This is a genomic window from Halorussus vallis (assembly GCF_024138165.1).
In the GTDB taxonomy this organism is placed as follows: Archaea; Halobacteriota; Halobacteria; order Halobacteriales; family Haladaptataceae; genus Halorussus; species Halorussus vallis.
The window spans coordinates 415,990-434,903 of record NZ_CP100000.1 but is presented as its reverse complement, the minus strand read 5'-3'; the positions used below and the strand labels follow the sequence as shown (position 1 = coordinate 434,903).

19 protein-coding genes are annotated in these 18,914 nt (G+C 67.9%); 9 read left to right on the top strand and 10 right to left on the bottom strand.

The window, feature by feature from the left end; genetic code table 11:
- Positions 1 to 246: 246 nt before the first annotated feature.
- Positions 247 to 1,098 carry a ubiquinol-cytochrome c reductase iron-sulfur subunit gene (locus NGM07_RS02330; RefSeq protein ID WP_253516325.1) on the top strand — a complete coding sequence of 284 codons (852 nt, stop codon included), beginning with the start codon at positions 247 to 249 and terminating at the stop codon, positions 1,096 to 1,098.
- Positions 1,099 to 1,105: 7 nt separating this feature from the next.
- Here NGM07_RS02330 and NGM07_RS02325 read toward each other — a convergent pair whose 3' ends face one another.
- Positions 1,106 to 2,044 (bottom strand): hypothetical protein, encoded by a 939-nt coding sequence (locus NGM07_RS02325; protein WP_253516316.1) that lies wholly within the window; start codon positions 2,042 to 2,044, stop codon positions 1,106 to 1,108.
- 165 nt (positions 2,045 to 2,209) lie between these two features.
- Between NGM07_RS02325 and NGM07_RS02320 the strand changes: the two genes are divergently transcribed.
- The 5 genes from NGM07_RS02320 (at position 2,210) to NGM07_RS02300 (ending at position 7,281) form a co-directional block, all read left to right on the top strand.
- Positions 2,210 to 4,570: a DEAD/DEAH box helicase gene (locus NGM07_RS02320; protein ID WP_253516307.1), complete on the top strand. Its 2,361-nt coding sequence runs from the start codon at positions 2,210 to 2,212 to the stop codon at positions 4,568 to 4,570.
- A gap of 360 nt (positions 4,571 to 4,930) precedes the next feature.
- The gene (locus tag NGM07_RS02315) at positions 4,931 to 5,338 is read left to right on the top strand and encodes a thioredoxin family protein (RefSeq protein ID WP_253516304.1); all 408 of its coding nucleotides are present in this window, start codon (positions 4,931 to 4,933) and stop codon (positions 5,336 to 5,338) included.
- Between the two features lie 122 nt (positions 5,339 to 5,460).
- A complete protein-coding gene (locus NGM07_RS02310) occupies positions 5,461 to 5,907 on the top strand; it encodes a DUF7552 domain-containing protein (protein ID WP_253516301.1) in 447 nt (148 codons plus the stop codon).
- The gene (locus NGM07_RS02305; protein ID WP_253516298.1) at positions 5,904 to 6,701 is read left to right on the top strand and encodes a DUF7260 family protein; all 798 of its coding nucleotides are present in this window, start codon (positions 5,904 to 5,906) and stop codon (positions 6,699 to 6,701) included. The genes NGM07_RS02310 and NGM07_RS02305 overlap by 4 nt, the downstream gene beginning before the upstream one ends.
- A gap of 79 nt (positions 6,702 to 6,780) precedes the next feature.
- On the top strand, positions 6,781 to 7,281 hold the full coding sequence (locus tag NGM07_RS02300) for a DUF7552 domain-containing protein (RefSeq protein ID WP_253516296.1): 501 nt from the start codon (positions 6,781 to 6,783) through the stop codon (positions 7,279 to 7,281).
- Positions 7,282 to 7,364: 83 nt separating this feature from the next.
- On the opposite strand, the gene NGM07_RS02295 is transcribed toward NGM07_RS02300, so the two are convergent.
- The 4 genes from NGM07_RS02295 to NGM07_RS02280 all read right to left on the bottom strand — a co-directional run bounded on the left by NGM07_RS02295 (position 7,365) and on the right by NGM07_RS02280 (position 13,878).
- Positions 7,365 to 8,387 (bottom strand): DUF7544 domain-containing protein, encoded by a 1,023-nt coding sequence (locus tag NGM07_RS02295; protein ID WP_253516294.1) that lies wholly within the window; start codon positions 8,385 to 8,387, stop codon positions 7,365 to 7,367.
- Positions 8,388 to 8,464: 77 nt separating this feature from the next.
- A complete protein-coding gene (locus tag NGM07_RS02290) occupies positions 8,465 to 9,235 on the bottom strand; it encodes a TrmB family transcriptional regulator (protein WP_253516291.1) in 771 nt (256 codons plus the stop codon).
- Complete coding sequence (locus NGM07_RS02285; RefSeq protein ID WP_253516282.1) at positions 9,235 to 12,273, bottom strand: MMPL family transporter; 3,039 nt, start codon at positions 12,271 to 12,273, stop codon at positions 9,235 to 9,237. Before NGM07_RS02285 ends, NGM07_RS02290 begins: the two co-directional genes overlap by 1 nt.
- Before the next feature lie 213 nt (positions 12,274 to 12,486).
- A complete protein-coding gene (locus tag NGM07_RS02280; RefSeq protein ID WP_253516280.1) occupies positions 12,487 to 13,878 on the bottom strand; it encodes a S8 family peptidase in 1,392 nt (463 codons plus the stop codon).
- A gap of 168 nt (positions 13,879 to 14,046) precedes the next feature.
- Between NGM07_RS02280 and NGM07_RS02275 the strand changes: the two genes are divergently transcribed.
- Positions 14,047 to 15,147 (top strand): CNNM domain-containing protein, encoded by a 1,101-nt coding sequence (locus NGM07_RS02275; RefSeq protein ID WP_253516278.1) that lies wholly within the window; start codon positions 14,047 to 14,049, stop codon positions 15,145 to 15,147.
- A gap of 57 nt (positions 15,148 to 15,204) precedes the next feature.
- Here NGM07_RS02275 and NGM07_RS02270 read toward each other — a convergent pair whose 3' ends face one another.
- The 4 genes from NGM07_RS02270 to NGM07_RS02255 all read right to left on the bottom strand — a co-directional run bounded on the left by NGM07_RS02270 (position 15,205) and on the right by NGM07_RS02255 (position 17,312).
- On the bottom strand, positions 15,205 to 16,017 hold the full coding sequence (locus NGM07_RS02270) for a rhodanese-like domain-containing protein (RefSeq protein WP_253516275.1): 813 nt from the start codon (positions 16,015 to 16,017) through the stop codon (positions 15,205 to 15,207).
- Between the two features lie 146 nt (positions 16,018 to 16,163).
- Positions 16,164 to 16,694: a DUF7504 family protein gene (locus NGM07_RS02265; RefSeq protein WP_253516272.1), complete on the bottom strand. Its 531-nt coding sequence runs from the start codon at positions 16,692 to 16,694 to the stop codon at positions 16,164 to 16,166.
- Entirely contained in the window at positions 16,678 to 17,031 is a 354-nt protein-coding gene (locus tag NGM07_RS02260) for a hypothetical protein (protein ID WP_253516270.1), read from the bottom strand. Before NGM07_RS02260 ends, NGM07_RS02265 begins: the two co-directional genes overlap by 17 nt.
- Positions 17,028 to 17,312, bottom strand: a complete 285-nt coding sequence (locus NGM07_RS02255; protein ID WP_253516267.1) for a hypothetical protein — start codon at positions 17,310 to 17,312, stop codon at positions 17,028 to 17,030. Before NGM07_RS02255 ends, NGM07_RS02260 begins: the two co-directional genes overlap by 4 nt.
- A gap of 125 nt (positions 17,313 to 17,437) precedes the next feature.
- Between NGM07_RS02255 and NGM07_RS02250 the strand changes: the two genes are divergently transcribed.
- Both NGM07_RS02250 and NGM07_RS02245 read left to right on the top strand, forming a co-directional pair.
- Entirely contained in the window at positions 17,438 to 17,680 is a 243-nt protein-coding gene (locus NGM07_RS02250) for a hypothetical protein (protein WP_253516265.1), read from the top strand.
- 139 nt (positions 17,681 to 17,819) lie between these two features.
- Entirely contained in the window at positions 17,820 to 18,314 is a 495-nt protein-coding gene (locus NGM07_RS02245) for a hypothetical protein (protein ID WP_253516263.1), read from the top strand.
- A gap of 16 nt (positions 18,315 to 18,330) precedes the next feature.
- Here the strand turns inward: NGM07_RS02245 and NGM07_RS02240 are convergent, their stop codons facing one another.
- Positions 18,331 to 18,867, bottom strand: coding sequence for a GNAT family N-acetyltransferase (locus NGM07_RS02240; RefSeq protein ID WP_253516261.1), 537 nt, complete (start codon positions 18,865 to 18,867; stop codon positions 18,331 to 18,333).
- Positions 18,868 to 18,914 lie beyond the last annotated feature (47 nt).

Below are 18,914 nucleotides of genomic sequence, written 5' to 3'. Positions count from 1 at the left end.
AATCGGCGACCCGCGTCTCGACCGTCGAGCGGAGCCTCGGCCGTCGGCGGATTTTCGAGGTCGTCACGAGTCCCGTCAGCGTACGTGCCGATGGCTCGTAGTCGTTCTCTGCGGCCAAGGCGGCCGGACGGCACGGCTATCGTTCGGAATATCCGTCTGACGACATCTTAACGTTTCGGGTGATTTCGGGAATCCGAGAATAGTGTAATATATATAATTTATTCCGGAGTGACGTTTCGACCGACCATGGCCTCCGACAAGTATCCGGAAGCGAGCGACCGGCGCCGCTTCGTGAAAGGCGTCGTCGCCTCCTCGGCGCTCGTCGGCGTCGGGACCGCGGGCGTCGCCACGCTGGAATCGACCACCTCCGCCGCGGGCGGCACGGGCGGTCCGACCGACTTCGTCGGCATCGAGAACGTCGCCGGTCCCGCACCGCGGGGGATGCCCATCGTCCCGCTCACCATCGACGACGAGGGGTATCTGAAGGGCGTCTGGCCGGAGGTGAAGGAGAAGGAACTCGAAGACGGGAGCACGCTCGCCGTCACCGAACAGGAGATGGGCGGAATCACCTACACGGGCCGGTGGTTCCAGTACTGCGGCGTCCAGACCGCGGAGGCGCTGCGGCCCGAGGCCGACCGGGACGACTTCCTCCGGTCGAAGCCCGGACTCTACGACTGGCAGAACGACCACGACCCCGGCCAGAAACTCCACGTCGACGACTTCGATGACTACGAGACGTGGACCAACGGCATCGGTTCGGCCGGCGCCGGCAAGCCCGCACAGACCACCTGGCGCTCTCGGTCGGACGGCGGGGAGGACGTGACCAAACTTCCGGTACAGGTGCTCCGCTCGCCGAAGGTTTCGGCGTTACGCGAGGAAGGCGAACTCGCGCCCTTTCTGCGAGAGGCGACCGAGTCGGACTTCGTCGCGTGGCTCGACAAGTGCACGCACTTCTGCTGTACGCCCGGGTTCAACTCCTCGCGGGACGCCCCGAAGTTCGACGCCACCGACGCGGTGTACTGCCAGTGTCACCAGTCGGTCTACGACCCGTTCTCGCCGGTCGAGCGGTCGTTCAACGCCTTCCCCCGGCCCGACTGACCCTCGTTCACTCCGTCGACGTTGCGTCGGGTCCCGACGCGACAGTGACGGACGCCTCGCGGTCTCCGACGGGCGTCCGGAGGTCGAAATCCATCCGGTCCACGTCACCGCCGAGGTGACGACCGAATGTCCTCGTCCACGTACGTCGCTCACCCGCGGGAATCGAGAGCGCGAACGGGTATGGCGCGTACGTGGGACTCTCCTGGTTCAGCGACCCGCGGAAGACGCCGTCGGTTTCGCCGACGTTCTCGGCGGTCACCGAGACGTCGAAGGACTCGTCGCGACCCGCCGACGCCGGGGCCGCGAACGCCGCGAGTTCGAACTCGGTTGGCGGCGCGGCGAGCGCAGAGCGCGCCGCCGCGCCGAGCGACTCCGAGACGGTTCGACCCGCTGCGGGGTAGGTCAGGGCCGCCGACTCGGCGTCGAGCGGGTTCGGGAGTTCGAAGCAGACCCACCCCGTCGTCGTCTCGTCCGGGTCGTAGGGAGGACCCCGCTCGGCGACCGCCCACGGGTTGTAGGTGGGGCCGGGTTCGGTCGTCGGGGAGAACCGCCGGCCGTCGGCGACCAGCGCGAACTCCGGCGTCGTGGGAAGGGACTCCGAGGTGGACGACGCGCGCAGCCGGACGTCGACGAAGGCGAACTGCGTCCCGTCGGGCGCGTGCACGTCCATCGAGTCGGGCGTCGTGAGGTAGACGAACGACGACTGGACGCGGACGTCCGCGACGGCGAGCGGCGACACGTCGCCGCTCGCCGTCGCTTCCGTAGTCGGAGAGGCGGTTCCAGTCGTCTCGCCGGTTTCGTCGGGGGACGCGGTTCGCGTAGTTCCGGTCGGGGAGTCGTCGGACTCGCCGGGTGCGTCGGCGAGTTCGCCGACGCACCCGGCGAGTCCGACGACGCCGAGCGCACCGGCGCGCAGGAGAGAGCGTCGCGAGCGGGGACCCGTCATCGAATTCGGCTTTCGCCATGGTCGGAATAAGTCTTGTGTGCCCCGGACGCAAGCGTCTCGGTCCCGGCGTCGGCGTTCGCCGACGTTCTCCCGGCGTACTTCCCCGCGCGTTCACTTTCGCTCCGCGGCGAAAACCGTTAGAACGCCCGGCCCTATCGGGGAGTCGTGGACGAGACCATCGACTGGCTTCGCGGCCGGCCCTACTACGACGGGCAGGTCGAAGCCCACCGGACCCTCCCCGGTCGCGACGGCGAGTTTCGGGACCTCTCGCTGGAACCGCGACTGGAGTCGGCGCTGGCCGACCGCGGCATCGAATCGCTGTACGCCCACCAGGCCGACGCCGTCGGGGCGGTCCGGGACGGCGAGAACGTCGTCGTCGCCACCCCGACCGCCAGCGGCAAGAGCCTCGCGTACACCGTGCCGGCGTTCGAGCGCGCGATGGACCACGGCGGTCGCACCCTCTACATCGCACCCCAGAACGCGCTCATCAACGACCAGGAGGAGACCCTCTCCGAACTCGCCCGCGACCTGGGGTTCGGCAGTCGCGTCTCGGTCGCCCAGTACACCGGTCGACTGAACAAGTCCGAGAAGCGCGCGGTCCGGAATCGCCAGCCAACGGTCGTCCTCTCGACGCCCGATATGCTCCACTACGCGCTGTTGCCCCACTCCTACCGGCTCTGGGACTGGTTCTTCAAGGGCCTCGAAACAGTGGTGCTCGACGAGGTCCACGAGTACCGCGGCGTCTTCGGCAGCCACGTCGCGCTGGTTCTGCGGCGCCTCCGGCGGGTCTGCGAGCGGTACGACGCCGACCCCGACTTCGTCTGCTGTTCGGCGACCATCGGCAATCCGGTCGAACACGCGGCGAACGTCACCGGGTGCGAGCCCTCGTCGTTCCGCCTCGTCGACGAGGACGTGAGCGACGCCGGCCCGAAACACTGGCTACTGTGGAACCCGCCGGAGTACGAGAACCCCCAGGCCGGGACCAGCGGCCGGCGCAAGTCCAACCACGGCGAAACCAAGCGCGTCTTCGCCGACCTGGTGAGCAAGGGCCACCAGACGCTGACGTTCACGCGGGCGCGACAGGCCGCCGAGCGCTACGCCATGGAGAGCGCCGACGAACTCCGCCGACGGGGCCGCGGCGACCTCGCGCCCGACGTGACGGCCTACCAGGCCGCGCTCGGCGACGACCGCCGGGGCGAAATCGAAGACGGACTCCACGACGGCGGGATTCGCGGCGTCTGGAGCACCAACGCGCTCGAACTCGGCGTGGACATCGGCGGCCTCGACGCGGTGTTGCTCGACGGTTACCCCGGAACCAGGATGGCCGCCTTCCAGCAGGCCGGCCGCGCCGGGCGGGGCGACGACCCGAGCCTCGTCGTCCTCGTGGGCGGCGAGGACCAACTCGACCAGTACCTGCTGGCGAACCCCGAGGACTTCTTCGACGGGTCGCCCGAGCGCGCGGTCGTCAACCCCGAGAACGAGGAACTGCTCCCGGCCCACGTCCGTTCCGCGGCCCAGGAGACGTGGCTCAAACCCGACGACGAGCGCTACTTCGGCGAGTCGTTCCCGGACCTCGTCGCCGACCTGGAGGAGGCGGGCGAACTCGAACGCAGGAACACGCCGCAGGGCGTCCGCTGGACCTACGACGGCGGCGGGAGTCCCCAGCACGAGATGAGCCTGCGGACCATCGACGACCGCGAGATCAACCTGGTCGACAGACGGAACGGCGAAACCATCTCGACGCTGGCGTTCGACGACGCGCTCACCGACGCCCACCCGGGCGCCATCTACTACCACCAGGGCCAGACCTACGAGGTCGTGGACCTCGACCTCGCCAAGGAGATAGCCGAACTCACCCCGACGTGGGCCGACTACTACACGAAGGTGCTCCACGAGAAGACCATCACGGTCGAGGAGGACCTCCGGGAGAAGACGCTCTCGACCCGCGACGACGTGACGGTGCGCTTCGCCGAGGTGACGATGCGCAAGCAGATCACCGGCTTCGAGCGCAAGGACCAGTCGAACGGCGAGACGCTGGCCCGCGAGTCGCTCGAACTGCCGGAGACGACCCTCCGGACGAAGGCGCTGTACTTCACGGTGCCCGGCGACGTCGAGGACGAGATGCGCGAGCGCGGCGACTTCCCCGGCGGCATCCACGCTGCCGAGCACGGGATGATTTCGCTGTTCCCGCTCGAACTCCTCTGTGACCGCGGCGACATCGGCGGCGTCTCGACGCCCCTGCACCCCCACACCGGCCAGAGCACCATCTTCATCTACGACGGCTACCCTGGCGGCGTGGGGTTCACCCGCGAGGGCTACGAGACGGTCGAGGACCTGATGGACGAGACGGCCCGGATGATAGCCGCCTGCGACTGCGAGGAGGCCGGGGGCTGTCCGGCCTGCGTCCAGTCGCCCCACTGCGGGAACGCCAACGACCCCCTCGACAAACACACCGCCCGGTACCTGCTCGAAGAACTTCTGGACATCGACGCGACGGCCGAGCGGGAATCGGCAAACGCCGACTGACCTGCCGGCAGAAAGCGCCCGGGAATCAACCGGCGGAAAGCGTCGGAGCGACCAACTACCGGTAACGGAGACTCATCAGCCAACGGTATCGCCCCGCCGACCACCGCCGGGCGGGACTGAAAGGGGTCGGGCGCTCGCGGGCCGGAGGCCCGTGGTCGTCTGTGGGACCCCTATCGCGGCCGCGCCACCGGTGCGGCCGCGATATGTCTCACAGCGACCGCGAGCGTCCGAGGGCTTTCGAGGCGGTTCTGTTCGCCGCTGTGGTTCGTAGCGAGTTGGCCGGAACGTTCGACTCAGCGTCTACTGCCATCCCGGCGAGGCGTACAACTAAGTCCCCCCGATGGAAAGCCCCCGCGTAGCATGGCCGACGGCGAGGAAACTGACCGGGACCTCTCGAACGTCCGCGACCGGAAGAAGCGCGCGCTGATGGCCGAACACGGACTGGGCGCGCCGCCCGCACCCGTCTACGTGGACGGGTCGCAGAACTTCGAGCGCACGGTGAACGCCCACGAGGTGGTGTTGGTCCACTACTACGCCGGGCGCGGGGCGGGCCAGCGACTCCACCCCATCGTCGAGTCTGTCGCGCGCGAGACGTTCGCGGCGGTGGCGAAGGTGAACGTGGTGCAACTCCAGAAACTCGCGCTGGACAACGGCGTCGAGGGGACGCCGACGTTCGACCTGTACGTCGGCGGCGAGCGCCAAGAACGCCGAGAGGGCGCCCTGACGAAAGCCGAACTGGTGACCCTGATAGCGGAGTACGGCGAGTAACGCCTCCGTAGCGCCGCCCTGGTATCCGAGAACCGATAGTTCCATCTTCCCCGAGCGTTCGAGCGACCGCCATCCGCAACATCTTTTAGGCCGGCCTAATTCTGTTTAGGCGAACCTAAACCATGTCCGCCTGCCCGAGCGACCTCCGCGACCGGATCGCCGAACTCGCCGCCGAGGACGGCGAGTTCTACCTCGCCTGCCCCGAAACCGGCGACCGACCGACGCCCGTGGCCGACCACCGGTTCCCGACCGAACGCGCTGCGGACGAAGCGGCCGACCTGGCGACCGAGTACCGGACCGCCCTGCGCGAAGCGGACCCCGACCTCCCCGAGCGCAGCCTCGTCGTCTACGAGGTCGAGAGCGACCCGCTCCGGATGGTCGCCACGCGCGAGCGCGCACCCGGCCAGCGTGCGAACGGACTGCCGCGGTCGTCGCGGACCGTCACACTCTCGGGCGATGACGAGCGCGAGTGGCTCCGGATGGACAACGCGCCGCTGGTCCACGTCCGGCGGGACGGCGAACCGCTCCCGGACGACGCGGTGTCGCGCCAGTTGGACTCGAAGCTATGAGCGTCGAACTCCGGACCCAGGCCGCGATGGAGCGTTGCGAAACTGAGCGCGAAGAAACCGAGGCGAAGGCGGCCGCCTTCGAGGCGTTCGCCGAGCGAGTCGCCGACGCCCCCGTCGAATCCGGCGGCGCGGGTTCGGGCGGCGCGCTCTCGGGCGGCACACCCTCGGGTGGCGGCCCCGCCGCCGGCGCGCTCTCCGTCCACGCGACCGGTACGTCCTCGAACGGCGTCGATGTCGTCCGGAGCGCCTTCCGAGAAACCGTCCTCCCGCACGCCGACGCCGACGGCGTGACGGCGGCGATGGCCGACGAGCTATCGACCGACCTCGCGGCGGCGTTCTCCCCGGCCGCCAACGGACTCCCGCGGGAGTCGAAGCGCACGCTCCTCGAACGCGTCGACGAACGCCGCTCGGAGTGTCGCCTCCTCGTCGCCGCCGTCGACGCCGAGCGCGAGCGACTCGACGAGTTCGCCGCCGAACTCGACGCCGTCACCGGGTGGCTCGCCGAGGCCGACGAGACGTCGCTCCTCCGGTTGGGGTTCGAGGACCTGCGCGCCCGCCACGACCGACTCGCGTCGTTCCGCGAAACCTGCGACGAACTCGCCCGCGAACGGCAGGCCGAACTCCGAGGGACGCGCAACTCCGGGCTCAAGGGCATCAGAAAGCGCGAGCTCGTCGACGCGCTGTACGGCAACTTCCCCGACGACCACCCGGTGCTGGCCGACCTCGCGCGACTCGCCGACCTGCTGGCCGACTGCCAGCGGGCGGTCCGGCGCCACCTCTGCGCGCGGGCGTGAACTCGACGCCGTGCTCGTTCTCCCGACCTGATTTCGAAAGGACTTAGCGGTCGGCCGCGACTCCACCCCACACGCCCAGATGGCCGACCACCTCGACGACTCCCACCGACGAATCGCCGACCTCGCCGCCCCCGACGGTGCGTACGCCGTCGTCGACGCAGACACCGGCGAGCGCCCCGTTCCGCTGAAGGGCAAGTCGTTCCCCTCCCCCGACGCCGCCGAAACCGCGCTCGACCTCGCCCGCGAGTACCGCGCGGCGCTCCGCGAGTGGGGTTCGAACCTCCCCGAACGCCGCCTCGTCGCCTGCGAGACGACCGGCGACCTCCCGTCGCTCGACCGCTTCGAGGACGAGACGGAACGGCGACGGCGGGACGGACCCGGACGGCGCGCCGCGCGTCGCGAGCGACGCGCGGCGCGCCCGAAGGAGTTCGTGACGCTCGACGGCGACGGCGACGACGAGTGGCTTCGAATCGCCGGCGCGCCGCTCGTCCGAATTCGCCGGGACGGCAAACCGGTCGACGACGACGCCGTCGCGCGCCAACTCCGCTCGGCGTCGCGTCGACTTCGTTCGAACCGATAGCGGGCCAGGCGCTCGGTTTGTTGCTTTCTTCCGTCTCGTTTTCTCCCGTCCGCCTCTCCTCGTCTCCCCCTCTTCTCCGCCGCTCACCCGCGGCGGCCCCGACCTTCGCGTATCGCCCGGCGGAGTTCCGGAATCGCGTCGTGGTCGGCGTCGGTGTCTCCGAGCACGAGCAGGGCGTGGTACCGGAGGTAGACCTGCACGGGCACCAGCGCGACCGACAGCGCGGCGGTCAACACCAGTCCGTAGCCGAACAGCAGGAGCGCCGCCCCGCCGAGCGCGACTGGGTTCGAGAGGATTCCCGCCGCCCCGCCGAACAGCGGAATCGCGATGAAGCCCAGAATCGCCAACGGGGCCAGCAGTATCGCGCCGACGACGCCGCCGACGATGGCCGCCACCAGTCCCACCGCGAGCGCGAGCACGAACCGCACCAAGACGAAGACGGCGTACTGGCGCCACTCGGCGGTCAGCGTCGGCCAGAACGCCCGCCAGCCGTCGAGCACGCCGACGTTCCGGAGTATCATCACCGGCACGACGAAGTTGGTGGTGAAGCCGTCGGCGACGGCGACGAAGACCGCCAGCACGACGAACAGCGGGACCAGGACGACCAGCAGGCCGACCGCGGCGCGGGGCAGTCCGTCGCCGAAGAACGACAGGGCGGTCAGCGCCGCGCCGAGCGCCGGCACCGCGACCAGCAGTCCGAGGACGACCCGGAACGCGAACAGTCGGAGACCGTGCCCGAAGTGCTGGTCCGCGTACCCCCGAACCCGGACGCGCTCGCGGCGTAGCGACTCGACGAAGACGAACTCCATGATGGAGCCGACGAGCGCGTACGCCAGGCCGAACAGGAGCGCGACGACGAACACGCCGACCAGAATCGGAAACAGCGTCTCGGTCGGGACGGACGGTTGGACGCCGCCGGGGAAGTCCGCGGGGGCGCTCCCGGTCGAACTTCCGGCCGACGCCGAGGGGCCGCCGGTGCCGCCGGTTCCGCCCAGGAAGAAGACGACGAGCGCGAGCTTCAGCCACTGACCGGCCGACAGCGGCGTGAGCAAATCCCTCGTCGCCTCGAAAGCGTCACCCAACGCATCGACGGCGTACCACGACATGCATTCGAATACGGCGGCTCGCTACGAAAAGGTTGGCAGTGAGAAACGTCGGATTCCCGACGTGCGGGGCCCGGGCGTCAGTCCGACGCCGACTCGCCGAGTCCGCTCTCGATGAGTTGGATGAGCACCGCCGCGATGCCGGTCTGGGACGACCAGATGGCGGTCTCCTCGTCGAGTTCGGCCGACTCCAGGTCGCCCCGGACGGAAAGGAGGACCGTCTCGCCGTCGACGACGATCACCCGGCCGATGGGCTCGTCGTCGTGGACGTGGGGCTCCGGGGGCGTCCGGACGCCGATAGGGCCGTCCTCGAACCGCCGGGCGAACGACTCGTCCGACGTGACGAGTACGACGTCTACGCCCGACTCGGCCCGCTCGCGCAACAGGTCCAGCAACCAGTCGTCGAGCGGCGAGTGGCGGCCGAACCCGACGAGAATGCGGTCTTCGGCCTCTTCGAGCAACTGTTCGACCCGACCGTCGATGCTCGCGTCGCCGTGGACCGTCCAGATATCCTCCTGTTTCTCCTCGCCGCCGCTGTACTCCTCGCGGGCGGTTTCGAGGTAGTCGAACGCCCGCTCCTGGGTACGCTCGAACTCCCCGCGGAGGTGCGACCGGGCGGCTTCGAGGCTCACCGGCCGGTACTGGATGGGCTTGGACTGCTGGACCTCCAGCAGACCCCGCTCCTGGAGCGACTCGGCCGCGCCGTACACCTGCGAGCGGGGCACGTCGGTCACCCGGTGGACGTCCCGGGCGGTGCCGGTGCCGAGTTTCTGGAGCGCGGTGAACACCTTCGCCTCGTAGTTCGACAGGCCCAGGTTCTCGAGGGCCTCGATGGCGTCGTTCTCGTCCATCAGTCTTCGTTCACCCCACCGTTCGCCGCGACGGTGCTTGACCCCGCCGATTCGCTCACGTCGGGACCGAGGTAGCGCGTCCAGACGACCAGCAGACTCGGCAGCACGAGCACGCTGGCGAGGAACGCGTAGACGATGGTCAGCCCGGTGATGATGCCGAACTGCTGGAGCGCAGGCAGGATGGCGAACGCCAGCACGCCGAAGCCGCCGACGGTGGTCGCCGCGCTCCCGAGGAGCGCGCCGCCCGTGCCGGTGACCGCGGTGCGCATCGCGTCCCACATCGAGTCGCGCCGTTCGAGTTCGACGTTGTAGCGCTCGCTCAAGTGGATGCTGTAGGCGACGCCCAGCCCGACCGTGAGGCTGGTGATCATCCCCGTCAGGACGTTGAACGGCATCCCGAGCAGGTACATCGTGCCCAGAATCCACGAGACGCTGAACGCGACCGGGAGCAAGGTGATGGCCCCGAGCGTCGCGGAGCCCTCGGTGATGCGGTAGACGAGCATCAAGAACGCGAACGTCGCGCCGAGCGTGATGAGCAGGCTCTCGATGACCGTCTCCAGCAGTTGCTGTTGGACGATTTCGAACACGATGGGCTGGCCGGTCGCGGTCGCGTCGAGGTTCGGCCCCTCGACGACCGCGGCCACCTCGCGCATCTGCTCGGTCACCTCGGCGGAACTCGCCCCGCCCTTCACGGAGACGACCATCCGAACCGCCCGGTACTCCCCGTCCTCGCGGTGGATGACGCCTTCGGCCTGGCTCGGCGCGACCTCGTACAGTTTGTCGTAGACCTGCGCGACGTTCCGGTCGGGCACGCCGTCGCCGTCGGTGTCGGCGGCGGCGAACGTCGCGTTGAACGACCGGTTCTGCGCGGCGACCTGGTCCATCACCGACAGCGGGCTTTGAATCCGGGGTTCGCCGTTCGAGAGGACGACCGCGACGTCGGTTTCGGCCGCCCGCGTTTTCGCCCGCTGGAGTTTGTCGAGCGCCTGCCCGGTCGCGACATCGCCCTGTACGAGAATCTGGGCCTGCGAGTCCTGTCGCAGGAAGTTCTCGTTGACGTAGTCGAGGTTCTCCTTGGCGGTGTAGGTACCCGGCGCGAACGGTTCGGGCAGGTCCTTCATCCACTCGGGCGGGTCCTCGGCCAGGAAGTCCTCCTGAGCGAAACTCGTGTCGACCTGGGTCGCGCCGTAGCCGCCGGCCGCGCTGACGACCAGCGTGAGCGCGATGACGACCCACGGAGCCTTCCGGGCGGCGACCGCCCCGACCGAGAGGAACGACCCGATTGCGCCACCGCCGGTCCCGAACGCTCGCTTGCGCCGGTCGAAGCCGCGCGATTCGAGCAGGCCGTCGATCTCGACCTTGAGCGCGGGAATCAACCCGCCGAAGATGACGAGCGCGGCGAGGATGCCGACCGAACTCACGATACCGAAGTCCTGAATCGGCGGCAGGGGGCTGACGAGGTTCGACATGAAGCCGATGACCGTCGTCGCGGTCACCCACACGAGCGCGACGCCCACGCTGGCGAGCGCCACCTTCATCGACCCGCGAACGTCGGAGTCGGGGTGTTCCTCGCGCTCCTCGCGGTGGCGCATGAACACGTGGATGGCGTAGTCGATTGACAGGCCGATGAGCAACACCGGCACCGCGATGAAGATCTGGTTGAACGTGATGCCCGCCCAGCCCATGAAGCCGAACGTCCAGACGAGCACGGCGAAGATGCCGAAGACGCCCAGCGCGATGTCTATCAGGTCGCGGTAGGCGATGACGAGCGTCAGCACGACGAACACGAGCGCGAGCGGGCCGACGATGGCGATGCTGTCGGTCATCGACTGGTTCGTCTCCTGGCTGATGATGCCCGACCCGAACACCATCACCTCGGCGTCCATCGATTGCTGGGCGACCTGCTGCATCGCCAACTGCGAGTCGACGAGCCGCGATCCGGCCATGCTCTGGACCGTCTGCCCCTTCTGGGTCTGGAAGGCGACGACCATGGTGGCGTTCGCTTGCGTGCTTCCCGGTTCGTAGGAGGTCGGCATGAACGCGAACGCCTGGCTCGACCCACCATTACCGCCCTCGCTGAGGACCGTCGTGATGGTTTCGTTGAGCTCCGAACGGTTCATCGAGCGCAACTGTTCGATCTGTTCGTCGAGCGAGGGCTGAGAGGCGTTCTGGAACGCGGCCCGGTCCTGCCGGAGCTGCTTGCCCATCTGTTGCAACTGGGCGTACTCCTCGCGGAGGATGCCCGGGAGGCCGCGCTGGTACAACTGCTGGAAGCCCTGCCGAATCGACTCGGCGCGCTGTTGGTAGGTCGACTGGTTGATCTGCCCGGCCTGATACGAGGCGTTGAGCGCGTCGAGCCGACCCTGAAGCTTGCGGGTCTGGTCCATCAGATTCCCGAAGCGCTGGGCCTGCTGGTCGGTCAGCAGTTGGCCCGCCTGCGCGTTGACCTTCCGGAACTCCTGGCGGAGTTGGGTCGAGCGCTGGCGGTACGTGGAGTTGTTGACCTGCCCCTGCGCGTGCGACCGGTTCAGTTGGTCGTACCGGCGCTGAAGCTCTCGGGTCCGGTTGAGTAGGTCGCTCAGCCTCGTCGTCGTGGCGTTTAGCTGGGCCTGCTTGCGCTTGAGTTGCGCGCCCTGCGCACGAAGTTGGGCGGCCTGCTCCTGGCGCATCGCCGCCGTGGCGAGGACGTTGGCGATGCCCATCGTCGGCGTGTCGTTCACCAGGGTCCGGTTTATCGTCCGGTTCGTTCGGAGCGCCTGTTGCATCTCCAGGCTCTGTACGAGCGACTGTTTCGAGAGCACGTCGTCGCCCCGGATTATCAACTGGACGGTCGTGGTGTTCTCGCGTCCGGAGGTGAAGTTGGCGTTCGCGTAGTCGAGTTTCTTCGCGGCGGTGCTGTCGCTCTGGAACTGGTCGAGCGACGACGACTGTTCGACCATCGGTGCGCCCGCGCCGACGAGCACCGTCAACACCAACAGGGCGGCGATGACGGCGCGACTGTGCTTCGTGACGGCCGCGAAGAGGTCGCTCCCGTTCACGGGACGGCCCTCCGCGGGGCTGTTTGTAGAATCATACTATCAGTGCTGTTGTTAGGAGGTTACTAACAGCTCGGCATAAAGGATGGGGATTCGGAGAGACGTGTGGGTACGCGAACCACTATCGAGAAGAGACGCCGAAGCGAACGCCGAGAAACCGGACACGAGACGGGGCGGCGAATCAGAACGCCGGTCGAAAAGAGCTACCGAGGGCCGTTATTCGAGTGCGTCGAACGCGTCGACGACGCCCGCGCCGTAGTACGACTTGTCGAACTCCTCGGGCACGGTCGCGCTCTCGCGAATCGCCTTCCGGACCGCCTTGGCGTGGTAGTCGGGGTTCTGGCTCCGGACGAGCGCCGCGATGCCCGCGACCTGTGGGGCGGCCATCGACGTCCCCGCGACCCAACTGTAGTCGGTGCTCAGGCTCTCTTCGAGAGGTACGCCGTCCTCGTCGAACTCCGTGTACAGGCCGACGGTGTTCAACACGAGGTCGAAGTACCATCCGGGTGTCTCGTTCGTGTACGCCTCGGGGTCGTAGTTCCCGCCGGGCGCGGCCACGTCGATGGCGTTCGTGCCGTAGTTCGTGTAGACCGCGGGCGTGTAGGTCGGGCTTTCGAGGCCGTCTGCGCCCCAGTTGAACCCGATGGGACCGGTGGCGCTGACCGACACCACGTTGGACGCCTCGGCGGGCACGCTGACGAGGTTGCCGTCGTGCTGGAGGTCGGCGGCGTCGTTGCCGGCCGCGACGACGACCAGCGTCCCCTGCTTGCGCGCGAAGTGGGTCGCCCGCTTGATGGTCTTGCCGAACAGCTCCTTGGTTTCGGTCTTCGGAACCGGGTACGCGCCGAGGCTGAGGTTGGCCGCGTCGCTGTCGATTCGCGCGCTGTAGACGAGCGCCGCCACGATGCTGGCGAACGACGCGCCCTCGTCGTGGTACGGGAAGACCCGACAGTCTACCAGTTCGGTTTCGGGCGCGGTGCCGACGACACCCACCTCGTTGTCGTCGTTGGCGGCGACGATACCCGCGACGTGCGTGCCGTGGTAGCCGCCGTACGGACCCCCGGCGCCGAGGCCGTCGCCGCTAAAGTTCCGCGACAGTTCCTCGTTCACCGCGTGTTCGAGGTCCGGGTGCGAGGCGGTGACGCCACTGTCGATGATGGCCACGCGCGTCCCCTCGCCCTGAGTTATCTCGTGGGCCGCGGGGACATTCTGGGCCTGCTTGTCCCACTGGAGCGGGTAGTACGGTTCGTCGCGGGCCGACGCCGACTCCGCGGTTTCGGCGTCTTCCACCGTGATGGGCGCCCGCTCCTCGACGGGCAGGTCGAGCGAGTAGAGCGCGTCCGGCGCGTAGTCGGCCCCGAGCGACCGTACGTCGGACTCGCTCCCCTCGACGACCAGCGTGTCGATCTCGTGCAGGTCGTAGACGACGTCGAGTCCCGCCGCTTCGGCGGCCGACGCCGAGGTCTTCTTCGCGTCGACGAGGAAGCGCTCGCTCGACGCCGCGGCGGTGACCGTGCTGCCGACCGCGATTCCACCTAGTACTGCGCCGCTCACCTTCAGGAACGACCGTCTGTTGTAACCGACCATGAGTGCTTTCGACTCAACCATCTATAATAATATCTTTGGTACGGGTTATCATTTCCTACACTTCGATAAAATAACTTCAGCAGGACCTGATTGAGAAAACCTCCGTGACAGCGAAAGCCGAAGATGCGCTTCGTTTCGAAACGGCGGTCGCCGTCAGACTTTTGCGGATTTCCGGACTCGCGTACGGTAATGGTCGAGTTGGCTACGGGTGCGCGACTGGTCGGCGGGGCGTTCCTCCTCCTGCTCAACGGCTACTTCGTGACGATAGAGTTCGCCATGACTCGCGTCCGACAGTTCGAGGAGGAGGCGTTCCGGGGGTCGGCGGGTCTGCGCCGCGCCTGGGGGATGACCGACCGACTGGAGGTGTACCTCTCGGGGTGCCAGTTCGGCATCACCATCGCGAGCGTCGGCCTCGGCGTGGTCGCCGAACCCGCGCTCGCACACCTGTTCGCGCCGGTCCTCGAAACCATCGGCCTTGGCTCGCACGCGCTGGCGGCCCTGTTCGCGCTCGGGACCATCAACATGCTCCACGTCGTCGTCGGCGAGCAGACCCCGACGTACCTCGGCATCGAGCGGACCAGGACCGTCGCCAAGTACGGCGCGCCGCCGCTGTACTACTGGACGAAGCTCATGAAACCGTTCATCGTCGTCGCCGACCGGACCGCGAAGGGAATCCTGTCGCTCGGCGGCGTCGAGATGACGCGGTCGTGGACCGAGGCCGAGGAGGGCGGCGAGGGAACCGACGGCGACCGGCCGAGGGTGACGGGCCGGGGAGACGTCCGCCGAGAGATGGGCGACATCCTGCGCCGCGCCGGCCTCGACGAGGAACGCGAGGAGGAGGTGCTCGCGGCGCTCCACATCGACGACATCCCGGTGTCGGACGTCATGGTCGACCGCCCGGAGGTGGTACCGCTCTCGACCACGAACGACCCGGAGGAGAACGTCCGCGTCGTCGCCGAGCGCCCCCACGTCCGGTTCCCGCTGGTCGGCGAGTCGCTGGAGGAGTTCGTCGGCGTCGTCTACACGCCGACGGTCGTGGGCAGTCTGGCGGCGCTGAAGTCGGGCGAGCGGTCGTTCGAGGAGTTCGCGACCGAACCGATGACGGTTGCGGCGGACACGCCGGTCAGCGAGGCTATCGACCGGTTCCAGGCGGAGAATCAGGAACTCGCGCTGGTGGAATCGGAGGGCGACGTCGTCGGCCTCGTGACCGCGACCGACGCCTTCGAAGCGGTGCTGGGCGACCTCGAAGACCCGGTTGACGTCGGCGAGGCCGACGTGGAGAAACCGTAGAAGGAAAGTCGCGCGGTGACGGGCGTCGCCAGCCGTCGAGACGGCCGGCGAGAACCGTTACCCGGTGATGGTGCCCGACGAGAGTTCCGAGAGCGTCCCTTCGACGGTGTACTCCGGCGTCTCGACGCTGACCACGGAGTCGGGGCCCACGTCGTAGAACTTGAGGTGGAGTTCGTAGCTCCCGTCGTCGGCGATGTTGGTCGACTCTATCTGCTCGGAGTCGGGGTGGCGTGCCCAGGCGTTCTTGCCGGCGTAGGAGGCGGCGGTCTTTCCGCGAAGCACCCACGCGTCCGGCAGCGACTGCGACTGGACGTCGTTGCCGGCCATCGGATAGCTCCGCTGCATCCACGCGCCGAACCCCTCGTCGATGACGTAGACGTTCTTGTAGCCAGCGTTGATGAGCTGTGACGCTCGGATCGACGAGAGATGGTGCGGACAGCCGCAGTAACAGACGATGCGGTCGTCCTTCGGCCATTCGTTCACCGGGTCGTTCGGGGCGCGGTACTTCTCCGGCGCGGGACTCAGCACCGCCCCGAGTACGTGGGAGGCCTTGTACGACCGCGGGCCGCGCGCGTCGGCGAACCGGGCTTCCCGCCGCTTGTACCAGTAGTGGACGACGTCGATGGGAGCCAGCGGGACCTGCACGCCGCCTTCCTTGACCGTCTTGAACAGCGAGGTGTCGATGGACCGTTTCTTCGGTTGCTGGTCGAACTTGGGCGGATAGCCGTCGGTGTTCCCGTCGGAGGGCTTGTTCTCCGAGTAGCCGGACCACGGCGTCGAGGTCTGTTCGCCGCCGCTACCGCTACTGAGACAGCCGGCCACCGCAGAGAGCGAGGCCGTACCCGCCGCCAAGAACGTTCGGCGTTTCATTACTGGATGGCCCTAGCGTTCGAGGAGCTATTAAATTTATTATGGCCATTCCGCCGTCACTTCGCGGAAAACCATCGCTCGATTCCGGGGAACTATCGCGGTCGAGCGAGGCCGGGTCAGTCCCGTTCGACGCCGAGCCACCAGTTCTACTCGACGGTTATCGCCGCGTCGAACGGTTCCCGGAACCGGGAGTACGTCTCCTCCGTGACCGCCTCGCGGACGATGCAGTAGGCCCCGCGGGCCTCTCTGCTCCGGACGTTCGAAACCACCGAATCGAGGAGTCGGTACACTTGGTCCTCGCGGGCGTACATCAGCAGGACGTTCAGGCTGTCGAAGAGCACCCACCCGTCGGCCGTGACGTACCGCAGCGCCTTCGAGAGGCGGATGCTGATGCCGGTGAGGTCGCTGGGGTCGACGGGGTCGGTCGTCCACAGCGGCCCGTCGTACTCGCTCGGCGACCCCGTGACCGGGACGACCCCGACCTTCGCGGGGTCGCCGCCCCGGCGTTCGACCGCGCTCTCGACCTTCGACGGCGACGCCGTCGCGGAGACGACCAGCAGGTTCTCGAACGCCGAGTCCGGCAGCGACGAGAGCGGCGGGTGCATCGACGGGACGGTGACCAACGCCTGTTCGCCGGGGTCGAGCGACACCGCCGTCGACTCAGTCGTCTCCGGCACTCTCGAACCCTCCGGCGGTTTCGCCCACGGCAGACGCGTCGAACTCCTCGTCGCCGAACCGGACGAACGGCCGCGCGAACTGCCAGATACCCGCGGCGGCGAACAGCGACGCCACGAACTCCAGCGCCTCCGAGACGAGCGGCCGGTGGAGGGGAACCGCCGCGACGTAGGAGGCCGTGACCAGGAGGAACGCCGCCGCGAGCAACAACAGGCCGCGCGTGTGCGCGACGTTCCGGGCGTGCGTGACGACCGGATAGACGAGCAACAGGCTCGCGATGACGAGCGCCGTCGTCTCGAGGATGAACACGAACGAGACGAGGTCGCTCGCGGGAATCACAGTTTCCTCCGTTCGGTGAGAAGCACGAGGACGTGCGCGGCCGAGACGAGGATGCCGCAGATCGCCACCAGGGAGACGACGAGTTCGTAGGCTGGCGGCGTCTCGGTGCCGAGCACCTCGTTCGCGTTCAGCGCCAGGAACGCGCCCAGCACGACCGGGAGCGGTCGCAACACCGAACCGAACGGCGCGCCGCTGAATCCGCGGGACGCGACGAGCGCCAGCGGGAGCGTCCCCGCGAGCGCGAGCGTCGTCCCCATCGCCAATATTCGTTCGAGTCCCATCTTCTCGCTCGGTTGTCGCTCCCCCGATATATATCCTCCTCCGGGTGGTTCGGCCGAGTGCACCTTTGGTATCATCCATCCAACCTTTATGCGCGATGCCGACCAACGTCCGCGTAGAACTCCGTATGTCCCTGTCGAACTCCCCGACGGTCCACCGCGTCTCGTCGTTCCTGGACGACCACTGGGCCGTCAAGTGGTTCGTCGTGCCGATATGGCTGATGGCGACGGCGTTGTTCGTCGTCGGACTGGCGGTGTCGGCGACGCCGGGCGACACGCTCCAGGTGGTCGCGCTGTTCTGTGCGTTCTCCTTCGCCGTCGTCGCCGTCGGCCTCGGTATCGAGCGTGCGGTTCGCGCGTTCGTGGAGTGACCCAACCGGCACCGCGGCGCGTCGGCGCCCGCCACAGTGGACGCCGACGCGCCGCACCGAGACGTCCGGACGGTACGCCTCGCGGCGATGCACCACGTCGAGTAACGGAAAACTTACACGTCGGAACGACGACCGTCGTATGTCCTCGTCCTCCGATGGGGCGGGGCGCGAGCGTCGCCGCAGTGACGCTCTCGCCCGACTCCGAAGTGCGGTCGCGCTCGCCCTCCTCGTCGCACTCGCCGGTTGTGCCGGCACGTTCGGATTCGGCGCCGAGCGGTCGTCAGTTCCGCCGGTCGAAGCGGTATCGATTACCAACGACGACGCCGAACCTCACCGTATCGGGGTCCTAGTAACCGAAAACGAGTCGGTGGTCCGCTGGACGTCGTTCGAACTCGGGACGGTGGCGGACGACGAACCGTCGAGTAGAACCATCCTGCCGCCGAGATCCGAGGAGGCGCGCGGCGAACTCGTCGTCTACGTCCGCGTCGACAATGCTTCGACGCGGACCGTCGACCTGACTTCTGGACGGTTCGAAACCATGGTCGAGGACTGTGCGCGCCAGGGGAGCGCGTCGCGATTCGAGATCAAAATCAAGGCGAACGCGACGACCGAACTCCTCTTCGGGTGCGAGTGAGGCAAGTAGTGGGACGCTACGCCTCGGCGTCCCACTCGTCTTCGAGCACGCCCAAGTACACCACGTCGACGTACTCGCCGTCCTTGTACTGCTCCTCGCGGTGGACGCCCTCGCGCTCGAAGCCGAGTTTCTCCCAGACCCGCTGGGAGGCTTCGTTGGTCGCCAGCACGCGCGCCTGGACGCGGTGAAGCCTGAGTTCGTCGAGGGCGTACGTGACGAGCAGGCGCGAGGCCTCGGTGCCGTACCCCCGACCGTGGTACTCGGGCGCGAGGAAGATGCCGATCTCCGCGCTACCCGACCGGCCGTCGTCGTGGTGGAGGCCGATGCTCCCGACCGGTTCGTCGTCGTGGCAGATCAGCAGGCTCACGTCGTCGTCGCTCGAGATTCGCTCCTCGAAGTATTCCTGCTCCTGGTGGCCGTTGATGGGTTTCGTTGCCATCAGGCCCTTCCGGACCTCGGGGTCGTTGATGGCGTCTCGCAGGAACTCCAGGTCCTCCTCTTCGACCGTCTGCAGGGTCACGTCCTCGCCGCGGAGGAACACCGAACCGGGCATACGCGTGGCTACTCCCAGAGCCGCCATAAACGACCGGGTGGTGTGGC